General features: G+C 61.2%; 16 protein-coding genes and 1 tRNA gene. 13 read left to right on the forward strand and 4 right to left on the reverse strand.

Annotated features, from left to right (window positions below):
• Positions 1-276: 276 nt before the first annotated feature.
• Positions 277-1050 (forward strand): adenylate/guanylate cyclase domain-containing protein, encoded by a 774-nt coding sequence (locus ABIE33_RS00945; RefSeq protein ID WP_429120295.1) that lies wholly within the window; start codon positions 277-279, stop codon positions 1048-1050.
• A 66-nt stretch (positions 1051-1116) separates the two neighbouring features.
• Here ABIE33_RS00945 and ABIE33_RS00950 read toward each other — a convergent pair whose 3' ends face one another.
• The gene (locus ABIE33_RS00950) at positions 1117-1668 is read right to left on the reverse strand and encodes an AAA family ATPase (protein WP_429120297.1); all 552 of its coding nucleotides are present in this window, start codon (positions 1666-1668) and stop codon (positions 1117-1119) included.
• Positions 1669-1984: 316 nt separating this feature from the next.
• Here ABIE33_RS00950 and ABIE33_RS00955 point away from each other — a divergent pair, with 316 nt between their 5' ends.
• A complete protein-coding gene (locus tag ABIE33_RS00955; RefSeq protein WP_429120300.1) occupies positions 1985-3751 on the forward strand; it encodes a peptidoglycan D,D-transpeptidase FtsI family protein in 1767 nt (588 codons plus the stop codon).
• Positions 3752-3774: 23 nt separating this feature from the next.
• The gene (locus ABIE33_RS00960) at positions 3775-4371 is read left to right on the forward strand and encodes a cation transporter (RefSeq protein WP_429120303.1); all 597 of its coding nucleotides are present in this window, start codon (positions 3775-3777) and stop codon (positions 4369-4371) included.
• Positions 4372-4511: 140 nt separating this feature from the next.
• Here ABIE33_RS00960 and ABIE33_RS00965 read toward each other — a convergent pair.
• A tRNA-Leu gene (locus ABIE33_RS00965) sits at positions 4512-4596 on the reverse strand.
• A gap of 194 nt (positions 4597-4790) precedes the next feature.
• Here ABIE33_RS00965 and lipB point away from each other — a divergent pair.
• The gene (gene lipB / locus ABIE33_RS00970; protein WP_429123017.1) at positions 4791-5510 is read left to right on the forward strand and encodes a lipoyl(octanoyl) transferase LipB; all 720 of its coding nucleotides are present in this window, start codon (positions 4791-4793) and stop codon (positions 5508-5510) included.
• A gap of 92 nt (positions 5511-5602) precedes the next feature.
• Here lipB and ABIE33_RS00975 read toward each other — a convergent pair whose 3' ends face one another.
• On the reverse strand, positions 5603-6547 hold the full coding sequence (locus ABIE33_RS00975; protein WP_429120304.1) for a DMT family transporter: 945 nt from the start codon (positions 6545-6547) through the stop codon (positions 5603-5605).
• A gap of 248 nt (positions 6548-6795) precedes the next feature.
• On the opposite strand from ABIE33_RS00975, the gene ABIE33_RS00980 reads away from it, so the two are divergent.
• The 9 genes from ABIE33_RS00980 (at position 6796) to ABIE33_RS01020 (ending at position 13348) form a co-directional block, all read left to right on the forward strand.
• Positions 6796-7194 (forward strand): helix-turn-helix domain-containing protein, encoded by a 399-nt coding sequence (locus tag ABIE33_RS00980; protein WP_429120306.1) that lies wholly within the window; start codon positions 6796-6798, stop codon positions 7192-7194.
• Positions 7195-7275: 81 nt separating this feature from the next.
• Positions 7276-8403, forward strand: a complete 1128-nt coding sequence (locus ABIE33_RS00985) for an S-(hydroxymethyl)glutathione dehydrogenase/class III alcohol dehydrogenase (protein WP_077498405.1) — start codon at positions 7276-7278, stop codon at positions 8401-8403.
• A gap of 80 nt (positions 8404-8483) precedes the next feature.
• On the forward strand, positions 8484-8924 hold the full coding sequence (locus ABIE33_RS00990; RefSeq protein WP_429120309.1) for a YaiI/YqxD family protein: 441 nt from the start codon (positions 8484-8486) through the stop codon (positions 8922-8924).
• 40 nt (positions 8925-8964) lie between these two features.
• Positions 8965-9612 carry a DUF1345 domain-containing protein gene (locus ABIE33_RS00995; RefSeq protein WP_429120312.1) on the forward strand — a complete coding sequence of 216 codons (648 nt, stop codon included), beginning with the start codon at positions 8965-8967 and terminating at the stop codon, positions 9610-9612.
• A 25-nt stretch (positions 9613-9637) separates the two neighbouring features.
• Positions 9638-10471 (forward strand): S-formylglutathione hydrolase, encoded by an 834-nt coding sequence (gene fghA, locus ABIE33_RS01000; RefSeq protein ID WP_429120314.1) that lies wholly within the window; start codon positions 9638-9640, stop codon positions 10469-10471.
• A gap of 26 nt (positions 10472-10497) precedes the next feature.
• Positions 10498-10875, forward strand: a complete 378-nt coding sequence (gene crcB / locus ABIE33_RS01005; RefSeq protein ID WP_429120317.1) for a fluoride efflux transporter CrcB — start codon at positions 10498-10500, stop codon at positions 10873-10875.
• 37 nt (positions 10876-10912) lie between these two features.
• Entirely contained in the window at positions 10913-11905 is a 993-nt protein-coding gene (locus ABIE33_RS01010) for an RluA family pseudouridine synthase (protein ID WP_429120320.1), read from the forward strand.
• Positions 11905-12570, forward strand: coding sequence for an HAD-IA family hydrolase (locus ABIE33_RS01015; RefSeq protein WP_429120323.1), 666 nt, complete (start codon positions 11905-11907; stop codon positions 12568-12570). The genes ABIE33_RS01010 and ABIE33_RS01015 overlap by 1 nt, the downstream gene beginning before the upstream one ends.
• Entirely contained in the window at positions 12563-13348 is a 786-nt protein-coding gene (locus ABIE33_RS01020; RefSeq protein WP_429120326.1) for an ATP12 family chaperone protein, read from the forward strand. Before ABIE33_RS01015 ends, ABIE33_RS01020 begins: the two co-directional genes overlap by 8 nt.
• Before the next feature lie 60 nt (positions 13349-13408).
• Here the strand turns inward: ABIE33_RS01020 and sugE are convergent, their stop codons facing one another.
• Positions 13409-13723 carry a quaternary ammonium compound efflux SMR transporter SugE gene (gene sugE / locus ABIE33_RS01025; protein ID WP_429120329.1) on the reverse strand — a complete coding sequence of 105 codons (315 nt, stop codon included), beginning with the start codon at positions 13721-13723 and terminating at the stop codon, positions 13409-13411.
• Positions 13724-13921: the final 198 nt, after the last annotated feature.

Here is a 13921-nt window from a genome sequence, read left to right on the forward strand (position 1 = left end):
CCGCGTCTCCGCCGGTCAGCCACCCCTTGCGCAGATCGCCAATGGGCAAACGCATCCGCCGCCTCCCTCTCCCCCTCGCACTCTTCGGTTCGCCAACGAAAACGGCTGTTTAGCGGGCAGCGGCAGACTGACTTTGCGGCGCCAGACATGCAGCAGAATGGGCAGCGTCTTTATTGCCGCCTGATTCAAACCCATGAGTTGCCAAAAGCAACTGAATATTAGAAGTTTATTGGCGCGCGACCATAAGGTTTCCGCGGCCTGACGAGATTGCAGGGCATGACGACTGCCTCTTTCCCCGAGCCTGCCCATCACAGCAACGCCAACATCTGCCGGGGCTGCTGGGATCAGATGCGTGTGCCTATTCCAATCCGCGGTCCGCTTGCCCTTCCCTTCCGCGCATTCGGCATCACCCGAAGCAAGATGAACCCGAACATCTGCACGATCTGCGAACGCTCCTTCCGCTACGTCAAGAAGCAACGCCACATAACCACCCGCGCCACCATCCTGTTTGCGGATATGCGGGGGTTCACGCACCTGTCGGAACGGATCGAAGCGCTTGAACTGAGCGAAATTGTCAGCCTTTTCCAGGATCGCTGCGCGCAGGCGGTTTGGGCCCATGACGGCATCGTCAACAAGCAGATGGGCGACGGCCTGATGGCGATCTTCAATTTCCCGATCGAGATAAAGGACCATGCTCGTGCTGCGATAAAGGCGGCGATGGACATTCAGCGATATCACGCTGCTAGGCTGGACGGCTCGAACCTGGCCCTCGAGGGCACACTTGGTCATACGCTCGGCGTTGGTGTCGGCATACATACCGGCGATGTCGAGATTGGCGAATTCTCAAGCTTCCGCAGCGATTTCACCGCAATCGGCGGCACCGTCAATCAAGCTGCAAGGCTCGAATCCCAGGCCGGGGCCGGCGAGATCCTTGTATCAGCGGAGACGGCGGCCCAAGCGCCGGACTTCCTCGACGGATCCGAGACCCGCTTGCTTTCGCTGAAGGGTATAGAACACCCGGTGCAGGCGAACGTACTTAAAACGAGTTGATCGTCGGCCGTGCGGTTTTCCGCATTTCCTGGCGCAAAACCGCCTCGCACTTTTTCCGGAAAGGCTCTACTTCGGCTGCTGACCGGCACTCAACCAGCCAATTAAAACCGCTTCCGCAAGCTCCTGCGGCGACTTGCCGTCCGTGGGCACAACGACTAGGCCCTCGGCGTCTTCACCCGCAATGCGCCTTGCCTGTCGAAGGGAGCGCTCCATCTGACCTTCCGCGCCGGCACCGATCTCTCGCTGTGCCAGCCGCGCCAGCAAGGCAGGTTCGCTCGCAATCAGGCGGACGACGGTGATCTGTGCGTCCGGTATGGCTGCAAGTATCCACCGCCGGTCAAAGCGCAAATGCGTCATCACGCCGGACATGATCAACCGCGAATGCCCTAGTTTTTGGTATGTCGACCAGATGGTGGCGAGGTTGATGCTGCTGACATCAGTGGTGCCGGGCTGGATTTGATCCAGTTCACCGGAACTGGGCTTAGGGAACACCCGATCGAGTTCGTCGCTTTCGATTACCGCATGAGCGATTTTTGCCTCAGCAAGTTGTGCACTCAATTCCCATGACAGCGTGGATTTGCCAACGCCTGCCGCCCCCGTGATCAGCAAAAGCTCCATGTCACCTCGATCATCCCATTCGACGCGCGGAACTTGCCGCGAAGCGCATGCGTTGACAAGCTCAGTGCTCCGATCGATTTCATCTGGGCGCGATCACTCTGCTCCAACCAAATTGCCATCAATCGACGCTTGTGAATCCAGCTCGAAGGAGTGCTTCAAATTAATCCGTCGTTAAGGATTGTAATGCAACGTTTGATTGCATTCAGCCATCCACAAAAGCTCTCGTTAACGTCGGATTTTACCGAGTGCTGACTTGTTCAGCGGCTGACAGACCGTCCAGATGCGCTTGCGGCTGGCATATGTGGATTTGTTCGAAATGACGATGATATCCCTTGCCGTACGGCTCAGGAGCCGCGCGCATTTTTCACTGAAGGGCAACATCAGTTCAAAGCCTGGGGCCATTATTGGCACCAGCGTCGGACGTCGAAATCAGGAAAGGCAACGGATCAGCATACTGATCGCCGCTTTCGCTGTGGTCTTTCTCGTGGTCGGTGCGCGGCTCACCCAATACGGGCTAGCGGAACCTATCGCGGCGGCATCGATCGGCAAGAGCACAGACGCCTTCGCATCGCGTCCCGACATCCTCGACCGCCACGGCGAATTGCTCGCGACCGACCTCAACATGGTCTCACTTTATGCGGAGCCGCGAAAGATCGTTGATGCTGATGAAGTCGTCGAGAAGCTCGCAACTGTTATTCCCGATCTCGACTGGCGCGATACGCACAGGAAGCTGCAATCCGGTTCCGCGTTCCAGTGGCTCAGACGACAGCTCAGTCCGCGCCAGCAGGCGGATATTCTGGCACTAGGCATTCCCGGCATTGGATTTCGGCCGGAGAAGCGACGTTTCTATCCCGGTGGCCCAACGGCGGCGCATATTGTCGGCCACGTGAATGTCGACAACCAGGGCCTGGCAGGCATGGAGCGCTACATTGACCAAGAGGGCCTTGCCGACCTTCGCGCGGCAGGAATGACGAGTGAGACGCCGCTTGAACCGATAAAGCTGTCGATCGACCTTCGTGTTCAGAATATTGTTCGCGAAGCCGTCGCGCGGGCGATGAGTGCCTATCAGGCTGAAGCGGCTGGTGCCGTGGTTCTGGATGTGGAGACCGGCGAGGTTCTCGCCATGGCCTCGGTGCCTGACTACGATCCGAACGAACCCTCCCGAACACTGCCCGATGGCAAGGTCGACAAGGCATACGAGAACGGCTGGTTCAACCGGATGAGCAATGCGACGTTCGAGATGGGCTCGACGTTCAAGAGCTTTACCCTTGCCATGGGCCTGGACGCCGGCAAGATCAACCTCAACTCGGTCGTGGACGCATCACGTCCCATCCGCATGGGCGGATTCACCATCAAGGACTTTCGCGGGAAATATCGGCCGCTGACTATCCCGGAGGTCTTTCAATACTCCTCCAATATCGGAACCGCAGCGGTTGCCGACATGGTGGGTATCGCGGGCCATCAGGCATTTCTGACCAGGCTTGGACTTCTGTCCAAAATGGAAACGGAGCTACCGGGAGTGGCCACCCCCACACAGCCGCGCACCTGGAAGAAAATCAATTCGGTCACCATTTCGTTCGGTCATGGTGTGGCAACGACACCGCTGCAAACCGCGGTTGCCGCAGCCGCCCTCTTGAACGGCGGCGAGCTTATATCGCCGACCTTCCTCCCGCGGTCCCGCGACGAGGCAAAGGCGAATGCCCAACAAGTCATACAGGCGACGACCAGTGCCGACATGCGTTATCTCTACAATCGAAATGGCGTGATGGGCTCTGGTCGAAGTGCCCAGGTTCCGGGCTTCCATGTCGGCGGCAAGACCGGCACTGCCGACAAGGTGATAAACGGGAGGTATGCCACGGACCTGAATTTCAATGCCTTTCTGGCGGGCTTCCCGATGGACAAGCCGCGATACATCGTCCTTTCAATCATCGACGCGCCGCTGACGGGCGAGAAAGGCGGACGCCAGGCGGCGTACACCGCAGCGCCGATCGTGAGAGAGATCATCGGCCGCGCCGGTTCATTCCTTGGCGTTCAACCGCGCTTCGGCCCGGAAACGGCCCCTCAATTGCTTGCCGACTTCTGAGGGGAGCATGTATCTCGGCAGCTATGAGGGACCGCTTAGTGGATAACAATCTACGCCGCGTCGTGCTTGTCGTCGCCTTATTGAATCTAGGCTACTTCGGGGTTGAATTCCTCGTTGCGCTTGCCATCGGCTCTGTATCCCTCTTCGCCGATAGTGTCGATTTCCTCGAAGACGTGTCCGTGAATATCCTGATTTTCTTTGCGCTGGCCTGGACGGCGCGGAGCCGCGCACGGGTCGGTATGGCGATGGCATTCATTCTTCTTGTTCCCGCGCTGGCCTTCTTATGGACGGCTTGGGCGAAATTCATGGAGCCAATCCCGCCTGAGGCCTTTGCACTATCCCTGACTGGCTTTGGCGCGCTCCTGGTCAACCTATTCTGTGCATACCTTCTCGCCGCGTACCGCCATGGAAGCGGCAGCCTCACGCGGGCGGCATTCCTGTCTGCTCGCAATGATGCCTTTGCCAATGTCGCCATCATCGGCGCGGGTCTGGCGACGGCTTACCTGTGGCAGTCAGCTTGGCCGGATTTAATTGTTGGGCTGGGAATCGCACTGATGAACCTGGATGCAGCGCGGGAAGTCTGGGAAGCTGCGCGCGAGGAACACGACGCCGTGGCGTAATCATCCGATTTGAAGCCGCACACTCGCGCTCGGCGCGATGGAACGAATAGATGTGTCCCACGCATGGTCCGGATGCGGGACACCTTTTTGCGCTAAGCATAGGATATAAAACAAAAAAACCTGCCGAAGCAGGTTTTCTTTGGTGCGGTCGAGAAGACTCGAACTTCCACGGGTTGCCCCACAGCGACCTCAACGCTGCGCGTCTACCAATTCCGCCACGACCGCATCGTGGTAGGCGCCGAATTGCTCCGGCGGGGCTGCATGTAGCAAAAGCCCCTGGGGTGCACAAGGGCATGACGACAGAAATTTGACGGGAAAAGAAACTATTTCAACACCCTCCTCGCGAAACCCTGCAAACGCTGGACTCTTGCCGCGCGCCGTCCCATGTACAGGGGACAAAAACAGGAATGCAGACGGAAATGCAGCGCGAAAATCTGAGCCAGGACATGTTCGCCCCCCCGGAATCACCCCCGGTTCGCTGGCGGATCGCCCATCACCTTGTCGATTATCCACAGGCAGTTGAAACGATGGAGCGCGAAGCCGCCGCCATTGCCGCCGGCACCGCCGACGAACTCGTCTGGCTGGTGGAACACCCGCCGCTTTATACCGCGGGCACCAGCGCCGACGCGGCCGACCTGGTGATGCCCGACCGCTTCCCGGTGTTTGCGACCGGCCGCGGCGGCGAATACACCTATCACGGCCCCGGCCAGCGGGTCGTCTATGTCATGCTGGATCTCAAGCGCCGGCGACAGGACGTACGCGCCTTTGTCGCCGCGCTGGAAAGCGTTGTTATCTCGACGCTCTGTTCGATGAACGTCAAAGGCGAACGGCGCGAGGATCGCGTCGGTGTCTGGGTTCGCCGACCGGAAAAACCATCACTCCCCGATGGGTCGATGGCCGAAGACAAGATCGCGGCGATCGGCATTCGCCTGCGCCGCTGGGTGAGCTTTCACGGCTTCTCGCTCAACGTCGATCCGGAACTCGACCACTTCGGCGGTATTGTTCCCTGCGGCATCCGCGGCTACGGCGTGACCAGCCTCGTCGATCTCGGCCTGCCGGTCATGGTTCCGGATGTGGACATGCGCCTGCGCGAAGCTTTCGAGACGGTCTTCGGCCCGACCCGCAACGACGAAGCGTGAGGCTGGGCATATGAGAACCCGGATCACGCGATCTGCGTTAGCCCCTTGAGACGCGCCTTCTGAAACCGCGGCGCGCCTTTGATCTACATCTGTCAGGGCGCCTCGATGGGTCGCTCGCCGGCCTGTCGCTCGCGCCAGATCATGAACAGCCCCGACACGACAATGATCGCGATGCCGAGCCATTTCGAGATCGATGGAAAATCGCCGAAGATGAGATAGCCAAGCGCCGTCGCGGTGACGATCTCGAAATAGGCAAACGGCGCCAACAGGGAAACGGGTGCGGCCTGGAAGGCCTTGACCACCAGCAGGTGGCCATAGCCGGAAAGCGAGCCGAGGATAACGACGAGCAGCCAGCCGAGCGCCGTCTTTGGCAAGGACGGCTCGAAATCCGCGACGCCCATGCCGTCGCCGATCGCAATCACGCCCACCATGAACAGCGTTCCGCCGATACCGGCGATCGTTTGCATCGTCAGCGGGCTGTCGGCCGTTCCGACCGCGCGATTCAAAAGGAGATAGAACGCAAAGACAGTGGCGCAGGCGACCGGCAGCAATGATGTTGCACCGAAGGCTGCGAAGCTCGGCTGGATGACGATCATCGCGCCGGCAAAGCCGATGGCGATCGCCAGCCAGCGGCGCCAGTCGACCCTCTCGCGCAGGATCAGCGCGGACAGGCAGGTCAGGATGAACGGCTCGACGAAATAGATCGCAAACACGTCTGCGAGCGGCATGTACTTCACCGAAATGAAAAAGAACAAGGCGGCTGCCGCCAGGAGAACGCCGCGCAGCAGATTGAGCCACAGCCGTTTCGGACGCAGCGCCCGGACACCCCCGACCGTGATGAGCAACGGCAGCGTCGCAACAAGCTGGAAGAAGAACCGATAGAACGTCACCTGGGCCGGCGCCATGCCCTCGACGACGGCCATATACTTGGCGATTACATCCATGCCCGGCAGGATCACCATGGCAAAGAGCATGATGGCAACTCCCTGCATCACCGTGTTCTGAGAAGTGGCTGCTGTCGATACCGGCGCGGTCATGGGGCTGTTCCGATTTGGATGCGCCACCTTAGAACGTTGGCGGGACTTTTCAACGCATGCGGGCCCACACGAAAAAGCGCATTTCATGGCCCGAGCCGCTTTTAACCGTGTTTTTGCCGCTCCGGGGTGGTCCACGACAGGCCGAATGCCTATAAGCTCACTCATCTTCCGCCCCGGAGGAGAAGCTCTCTCACTTCTCCGATCAGAAACCGGGACCTTTGAACGTGACCGTGGCAAAGGAGATATCCATGCGCTTGTCCACCGAAACGATGATTGCCCGCCTGCGCGATACCGGCGACGGAGATACGCTGGGCGGACGCATCTGGCGCGCGCGCGACGCGGCCAATCTTTCGACCAAGGACCTTGCCGATCAGCTCGGCGTCCGGGTGGAAACGGTCGCCGCCTGGGAACGCGACCGGGCGGAGCCGCGCACCAACCGCCTGTTCATGCTCGCAGGTGTGCTCGGCGTCACCCCCGCCTGGCTGATCGCCGGTATGGGCCGCGCGCCTGATGATGAGACAAAGACCGCTTCGGGCGAAAGCCTTCGCGAGCAGCTCGCACTCGTCAAGAAATTGCACGAACAGACCGGCAAGGCCATTGCCGCTCTTGAGATGGACCTCAATCGCGTTCAACAGACTATTCGTTAGTTCATTGCCGATTCCAACGGACGACATTGGCCGATGCACCGATGCCGCCCGAAATCATTGTTAGTTCAAGGGAGAAAATAGATGGATGTACGCGCCGCCGTCGCCGTTCAGGCAGGCAAGCCGCTGGAAGTGATGACCGTTCAGCTCGAAGGCCCGCGGGCCGGCGAGGTGCTGATCGAAGTCAAGGCTACGGGCATCTGCCACACCGACGATTTCACGCTGTCCGGCGCCGACCCCGAAGGCCTGTTCCCGGCGATCCTCGGCCATGAGGGTGCCGGTATCGTCGTCGATGTCGGCCCGGGCGTAACCTCGGTCAAGAAGGGCGACCACGTCATCCCGCTCTACACCCCTGAATGCCGCTCCTGCCCGTCATGCCTGTCGCGCAAGACCAATCTGTGCACGGCAATCCGCTCGACCCAGGGCCAGGGCCTGATGCCCGACGGCACCTCGCGCTTTTCGATCGGCAAGGACAAGATCCATCACTATATGGGCTGCTCCACCTTCGCCAATTATACCGTGCTGCCGGAGATCGCCGTCGCCAAGGTCAATCCCGACGCGCCGTTCGACAAGATCTGCTACATCGGCTGCGGTGTCACCACCGGCATCGGCGCTGTGATCAACACGGCCAAAGTCGAGATGGGGGCGACCGCGATCGTCTTCGGCCTCGGCGGCATCGGCCTCAATGTCATCCAGGGCCTGCGTCTTGCCGGTGCCGACATGATCATCGGCGTCGATCTCAACAACGACAAGAAGGCCTGGGGCGAACGCTTCGGCATGACCCACTTCGTCAATCCCAAGGAGGTCGGCGACGACATCGTGCCTTACCTCGTCAACATGACGAAGCGTGGCGCCGACCAGATCGGCGGCGCCGACTATACGTTCGATTGCACCGGCAACACCAAGGTGATGCGCCAGGCGCTCGAGGCCTCGCATCGCGGCTGGGGCAAATCGGTTGTCATCGGCGTTGCCGGTGCTGGCCAGGAAATCTCCACCCGTCCGTTCCAGCTCGTCACCGGCCGCAGCTGGATGGGCACCGCCTTTGGCGGCGCCCGCGGCCGCACCGACGTGCCGAAGATCGTCGACTGGTACATGGAGGGCAAGATCGAGATCGATCCGATGATCACCCACACAATGCCGCTCGAAGACATCAACAAGGGCTTCGAGCTGATGCACTCCGGCGAGAGCATCCGCAGCGTGGTTCTCTACTAAGCTTAAAATCCGATTCAGGAAGGCGCCGGAATCGATTGTATTCCGGCGCTTTTTCGACCCTTTTGAGAAGCTGATTCAAGATGATTTATGTCGATGCCGATGCCTGCCCGGTGAAGGCGGAAGTGCTGAAGGTGGCCGAGCGCCACGGCTTCGAGGTGACTTTCGTCGCCAATTCGGGCCTGCGGCCTTCGCGCGACCCGATGGTCCACCATGTCATCGTCTCGGCGAGCTTCGACGCCGCCGACGACTGGATCGCCGAACGCGCGCATGAGGGCGATATCGTCGTGACCGCCGACGTGCCGCTCGCGGCTCGTTGCGTGGCCGCCGGCGCCTTCGTCACCGGCCCGTCCGGACGCGTCTTCGACAAGAGCAATATCGGCATGGCGTCTGCCATGCGCGACCTTGGCCAGCACCTGCGCGAGACCGGCGAAAGCAAGGGTTATAATGCCGCCTTCACCCAGCGCGACCGCTCGACTTTCCTCGAGACACTTGACCGACTCGCACGCCAGACGAAAAAGTGAGGCGCGGCGCCAATCCGCGAGGGATTGCAAGGGCATTCCGATGACAGCGACGACAAGGCTCAGGCACTGGCCGTTCTACACCGCGTCGCTGTGCGCCTTCGCCAGCCTGCCGGTGACGTGGTTTCTCGCGCCAAGCTATGGTCTCGAGGTGGCGGCGATCACCTTCTTCTGCGTCTATCTCGTCATGAGCGGCCGAAGGCTCAGGATGATGACCGGCAAGCACCTGAAGACGCACGCGCGAAACACCGACGAACCCGAAGCGGTGATTTTCCTGGTCACCTTCGGAGCGGCCGCGACTTCGCTCATCTCCCTGTTCTTCGCGCTCAACGGACAGGGTTCAGGGCCGACGCTCGAGTTGGGGCTGGCCTTTGCCTCGGTCGTTCTTGGCTGGGCGACGATCCACGTGATGGCGGCCATGCACTATGCCCATGTCTATTGGGTGCCTGACGACAGCGGGCAAACCCCTGCCCCGCAGCGCGGCCTCGATTTTCCCGAGACGCCGGAACCCGGCGGCTACGATTTCCTCTATTTTTCCTTCGTGATCGGCATGACCGCCCAGACGTCTGATGTCGCCATCACCACTACGGCGATGCGGCGCATCAACATGATGCACGCCATCGTTTCGTTCTTCTTCAACACCGTGCTTGTCGCCGCTGCGGTCAACGCGGCCGTGCAACTCGCCGGCTGACCCCTCGATACCCAAGGAGCATTTGATGAAAGTCCTTTCTCAGAACACCGCATTCGGCGGCATGCAGGGCGTGTTTTCGCACGAGTCCACGGCCTGTAAGGGGGAGATGACTTTCGCCGTCTTCGTGCCGCCGCAGGCGATCAAGGAGCCGCGGCCGGTGCTATGGTATCTCTCGGGCCTCACCTGCACCCATGCCAACGTGATGGAAAAGGGCGAATACCGCCGCATGGCGGCCGAGCTCGGGCTGATCGTCGTCTGCCCCGACACCAGCCCGCGTGGCACGGATGTGCCTGACGAACTCACCAACTGGCAGATGGGCAAGGGCGCCGGCTTTTACCTCGACGCCACGCAGACGCCGTGGGCCGAGCACTATCAGATGTACAGCTACATCACCGAGGAGCTGCCGGCCTTTGTCAGCCAGCACTTCCGCACGGATATGAGCCGTCAGGGCATTTTCGGCCATTCGATGGGCGGTCACGGCGCATTGACCATCGCGCTCAAGAACCCGGACCGCTTCCGCAGCTGCTCGGCTTTTGCACCGATCGTCGAGCCGTCGACGGCCGACTGGTCCATCGGCGCCTTCGAGAAGTATCTCGGCGAGGATCGGGCCGCCTGGCGGCAATACGATGCCTGCGCACTGGTTAAGGACGGCGCCCGTTTCCCCGACTTCCTCATCGACCAGGGCAAGGCGGACAGCTTCCTCGACAACGGCTTGAGGCCGTGGCTCTTCGAGGAAGCGATCAAGGGAACCGACATCGATCTGACGCTGCGCATGCATGAACGCTACGATCACTCCTATTACTTCATCTCGACCTTCATGGACGATCATCTGAAATGGCACGCCGAGCGGCTGGCCTAATCCACGGGAAACGGCTGGAGTCTGCGATGTCGCATCTTCTCCTCGTCGGCGCCGGCGGCGCCATCGGATCGATAGCCCGATATCTCCTGGGCCTCTGGACGCTTCAGCGCTGGGGGCCGAGCTTTCCCTGGGGAACGCTTGGCGTCAACGTCACCGGCTCGTTCCTGATCGGCTTGCTTGCCGAGCTGATCATGCGCAAGTTCGGTGCTTCGGCGGAGATGCGGCTGTTCCTGATCACCGGCGTGCTCGGCGGCTACACCACCTTCTCGGCCTTTTCGCTGGACGCGATCATGCTGCTCGAGCGTGGCAATGCTGCACTTGCCATCACCTATATCGCGGCGAGCGTCGTGCTTTCGATCCTGGCGGTCTTTGCCGGGCTGGCCCTGATGCGCGCAATGGTCTAAAGGCTGCCTCTAAAGAACAGGAAGCAGGTTCGCTGAGATGGCAGGCATAGAACACAAGCAGGTGGACGGCGACGAGGCAGGCATGCGCCTCGATCGCTGGTTCAAGGTACATTTTCCCGGACTGGGTTTCGGTCCGCTGCAGAAACTACTGCGCTCTGGCCAGATCCGTGTCGACGGCGGTCGCGTCAAATCCGACACGCGCCTGCAGCCGGGCCAGACGGTCCGCATCCCTCCCCTCGGCGTCGACGCCAAGGAGATAAAGACCGGCCCGATCGCCGGACGTGACCTTCGCCACTCGCCCGACGGGGAATTGCTGTCGCGCATGGTGCTGCATGAGGACGCGAAGGTGATCGTGCTGAACAAGCCGGCTGGGCTTGCCGTACAGGGTGGCTCCGGCGTCAACCGGCACATCGACAAGATGCTCGAGGCATGGACCAACCAGCGTGGCGAAAAGCCTCGTCTGGTCCATCGTCTCGACCGCGACACCTCGGGCGTCCTGGTGATTGCCCGCACGCGTGGCGCCGCGCAGAAGCTGACGGCCGCCTTCCGCGAGCGCGACACGAAGAAGACCTATTGGGCGCTGGTGAAGGGCGTCCCGCGCAAGCGCGAAGACCGCATCTCGACCTGGCTGGTCAAGGAACAGACGCCAGATGGCGACCGTATGCGCATCGCCAAACACGGCGAAGACGGCGCTGACCACGCCATATCCTACTACCGCATTCGTGAGCAGGCGGCACAGAACCTCGCCTGGCTGGAGATGGAGCCCTATACCGGCCGGACCCATCAGCTGCGCGTGCATGCGCTGCACATCGGCCATCCTATCCTCGGCGACCCCAAATATTTCGACGCCGATATCAACTGGAGCCTGCCCGGCGGCATGCAGAACCGGTTGCATCTTCACGCCCGCCATATCGATATCCCGCATCCGGACGGCGGTCGCCTGCGGGTGACCGCGCCGCTGCCGCCGCACATGGTCCAGAGCTGGAACCTGCTTGGCTTCGAAGAAAACGAGCCTGGCGAGGACGACTGATGAAACTGGCGCTTTTCGATTGCGACGGCACGCTGGTCGACAGCGGCGGCCTGATCCACGAAGTGATGGCACGAACGTTCGAAGCCTTCGACCTCGATCGGCCCGAACTTTCCGCGACCAAGGGCATCATCGGCCTGACCCTCGACATCGCCATTGCCCGCCTGCTCGGACACGAGCATGTCGACGATCAGGCGCTGGCGATGACGGCGCACTACAAGGCGAGTTTTGCCGGCGTGCGTGGCGAAGCCGGCTTTCAGGAGCTGCTGTTTCCCGGCATCGCAGAGATGATGCAGACGCTTTCCGGCCGGGACGAGCTGCTGATTGGCGCGGTCACGGGCAAATCGCGCCGTGGCCTGACGCACATCGCCGCGACCCACGGCTTCGACCGGACGTTTTTCGTGTCGCGCACCGCCGACGATTGCCCTTCCAAACCGCATCCGGCGATGGTGATGGAATGCTGCTCGGAAGCCGGCATCGGTCCGCGCGATACTGTCGTTATCGGCGATGCGATTTATGATATGCAGATGGCGAAGGCCGCCGGCGCTGCCGCCATCGGTGTTGCGTGGGGCTATGCCGGCGTACCCGATCTCGTTAAGGCGGGAGCCGATTACATTGCACGGACGCCGGCCGACATCATTGAGTGGATGGAACAGTATCATGCCTGATATTCGCGATGAACTCATCGGCGCGTTGAGCCACGAGGACCCGGTCCGGCGCGCGCAGATCCAGATGCTGAAGCCGCTGCCCAAGCGCTTCTACAAAGACGTCGGCATCGGCACTTCGGAAGATGGCGGCCACAGTGTCCTGCTCGACGGCCGAGCGGTACGCACGCCGGCGAAAAATCCACTTTCGGTCCCGACCCTGAAGCTTGCTGAAATGCTGGCGGCTGAATGGGATGCACAGATCGAGGTCATCGATCCCGCCAGAATGCCGGTGACCCGTATCGCCAACACGGCGCTTGACGGCGTGGCGAAGGACCAGCGTTCGGTTTTCGAGGACATTCTGCGCTTTGCCGGAACCGATCTGCTCTGCTACCGCGCCGACAGCCCGGAAGGGCTGGTCGGACGGCAGAACGCGGTCTGGAATCCGGTGCTCGAATGGGCCGCACAGTCGCTGGGTGCCCGCTTCATTCTGGCCGAAGGCGTCATTCACCAGGAGCAGCCTGCCGAGGCAATCACGGCTTATGCCGAAGGTCTGCGCGCCTTTGCGACGCCGCTTGGTCTGACCTGCCTGCACACGATCACCACCTTGACGGGCTCGGCCCTGCTTGCGGTTGCGTTCGCCTCCGGCCGGCTGACTGCCGAACAGGCCTGGACGGCTGCGCATGTCGACGAGGACTGGCAGATCGAGCATTGGGGCACGGACGAGGAAGCGTTCAAGCGCCGCGAGCTGCGCTGGCAGGAAATGCAGGCCGCAACGGCAGTTCTCGACGCGCTGCGATAGCGGCGCGCGGGAACACGTTGCGAAAGTCAGTTGCTCCCGCGAGAGACTTCCGACGCCACGTTAGGCGGAAAGCTTCAGTCCGGCGATTCCGGCGACGATCAGCGTGATGCAGCCGAGGCGGACGAATGTTGCCGGCTCGGCAAAGAGGACGATGCCGAGGATGACGGTGCCGACGGTGCCGATGCCGGTCCACACGGCATAGGCCGTGCCGAGCGGCAGGGTTCTGACCGCCAGACCAAGCAAGGCGATGCTGACAATCATCGAACCGACGGTCAGGATCGTCGGCGTCAGCCGCGTGAAGCCATCAGTGTATTTGAGGCCGATTGCCCAGCCGATTTCGAGGATGCCTGCAAGCAGAAGGATTAACCAGGCCATTTCAAACTCCTAGAGGATGGAGCGAGGCCGTCCCCGCGGATGTTCGGTGTCGAAAGTCTCAAAACCGTGCAGCCGTCTGCAACGCGGCTTCTATCTCACGGTTCGCTGACGGCAGCAAGATATGCCCGGGCAAATCAGCCCTGCACGACCGGCAAGGCTCAAGCATTTCCAGGAAAAGTACGAAGCGGTTTCCCCTCA

Origin of the sequence: Ensifer sp. 4252, from assembly GCF_050434565.1 — a bacterium.
Classification (GTDB): domain Bacteria; phylum Pseudomonadota; class Alphaproteobacteria; order Rhizobiales; family Rhizobiaceae; genus Ensifer.

Bases quoted from the DNA above. Each gene is read 5' to 3' on its own strand.
- ABIE33_RS01020 (WP_429120326.1), top strand. From the start codon at position 12,563: ATGCCTGATATTCGCGATGAACTCATCGGCGCGTTGAGCCACGAGGAC.
- ABIE33_RS00960 (WP_429120303.1), top strand. From the start codon at position 3,775: ATGAGGGACCGCTTAGTGGATAACAATCTACGCCGCGTCGTGCTTGTC.
- ABIE33_RS01010 (WP_429120320.1), top strand. From the start codon at position 10,913: ATGGCAGGCATAGAACACAAGCAGGTGGACGGCGACGAGGCAGGCATG.
- ABIE33_RS00995 (WP_429120312.1), top strand. From the start codon at position 8,965: ATGACAGCGACGACAAGGCTCAGGCACTGGCCGTTCTACACCGCGTCG.
- fghA (WP_429120314.1), top strand. From the start codon at position 9,638: ATGAAAGTCCTTTCTCAGAACACCGCATTCGGCGGCATGCAGGGCGTG.
- ABIE33_RS00945 (WP_429120295.1), top strand. From the start codon at position 277: ATGACGACTGCCTCTTTCCCCGAGCCTGCCCATCACAGCAACGCCAAC.
- ABIE33_RS01015 (WP_429120323.1), top strand. From the start codon at position 11,905: ATGAAACTGGCGCTTTTCGATTGCGACGGCACGCTGGTCGACAGCGGC.
- ABIE33_RS00980 (WP_429120306.1), top strand. From the start codon at position 6,796: ATGCGCTTGTCCACCGAAACGATGATTGCCCGCCTGCGCGATACCGGC.
- ABIE33_RS00985 (WP_077498405.1), top strand. From the start codon at position 7,276: ATGGATGTACGCGCCGCCGTCGCCGTTCAGGCAGGCAAGCCGCTGGAA.
- sugE (WP_429120329.1), bottom strand. From the start codon at position 13,723: ATGGCCTGGTTAATCCTTCTGCTTGCAGGCATCCTCGAAATCGGCTGG.
- ABIE33_RS00955 (WP_429120300.1), top strand. From the start codon at position 1,985: ATGACGATGATATCCCTTGCCGTACGGCTCAGGAGCCGCGCGCATTTT.
- lipB (WP_429123017.1), top strand. From the start codon at position 4,791: ATGCAGCGCGAAAATCTGAGCCAGGACATGTTCGCCCCCCCGGAATCA.
- ABIE33_RS00975 (WP_429120304.1), bottom strand. From the start codon at position 6,547: ATGACCGCGCCGGTATCGACAGCAGCCACTTCTCAGAACACGGTGATG.
- crcB (WP_429120317.1), top strand. From the start codon at position 10,498: ATGTCGCATCTTCTCCTCGTCGGCGCCGGCGGCGCCATCGGATCGATA.
- ABIE33_RS00990 (WP_429120309.1), top strand. From the start codon at position 8,484: ATGATTTATGTCGATGCCGATGCCTGCCCGGTGAAGGCGGAAGTGCTG.
- ABIE33_RS00950 (WP_429120297.1), bottom strand. From the start codon at position 1,668: ATGGAGCTTTTGCTGATCACGGGGGCGGCAGGCGTTGGCAAATCCACG.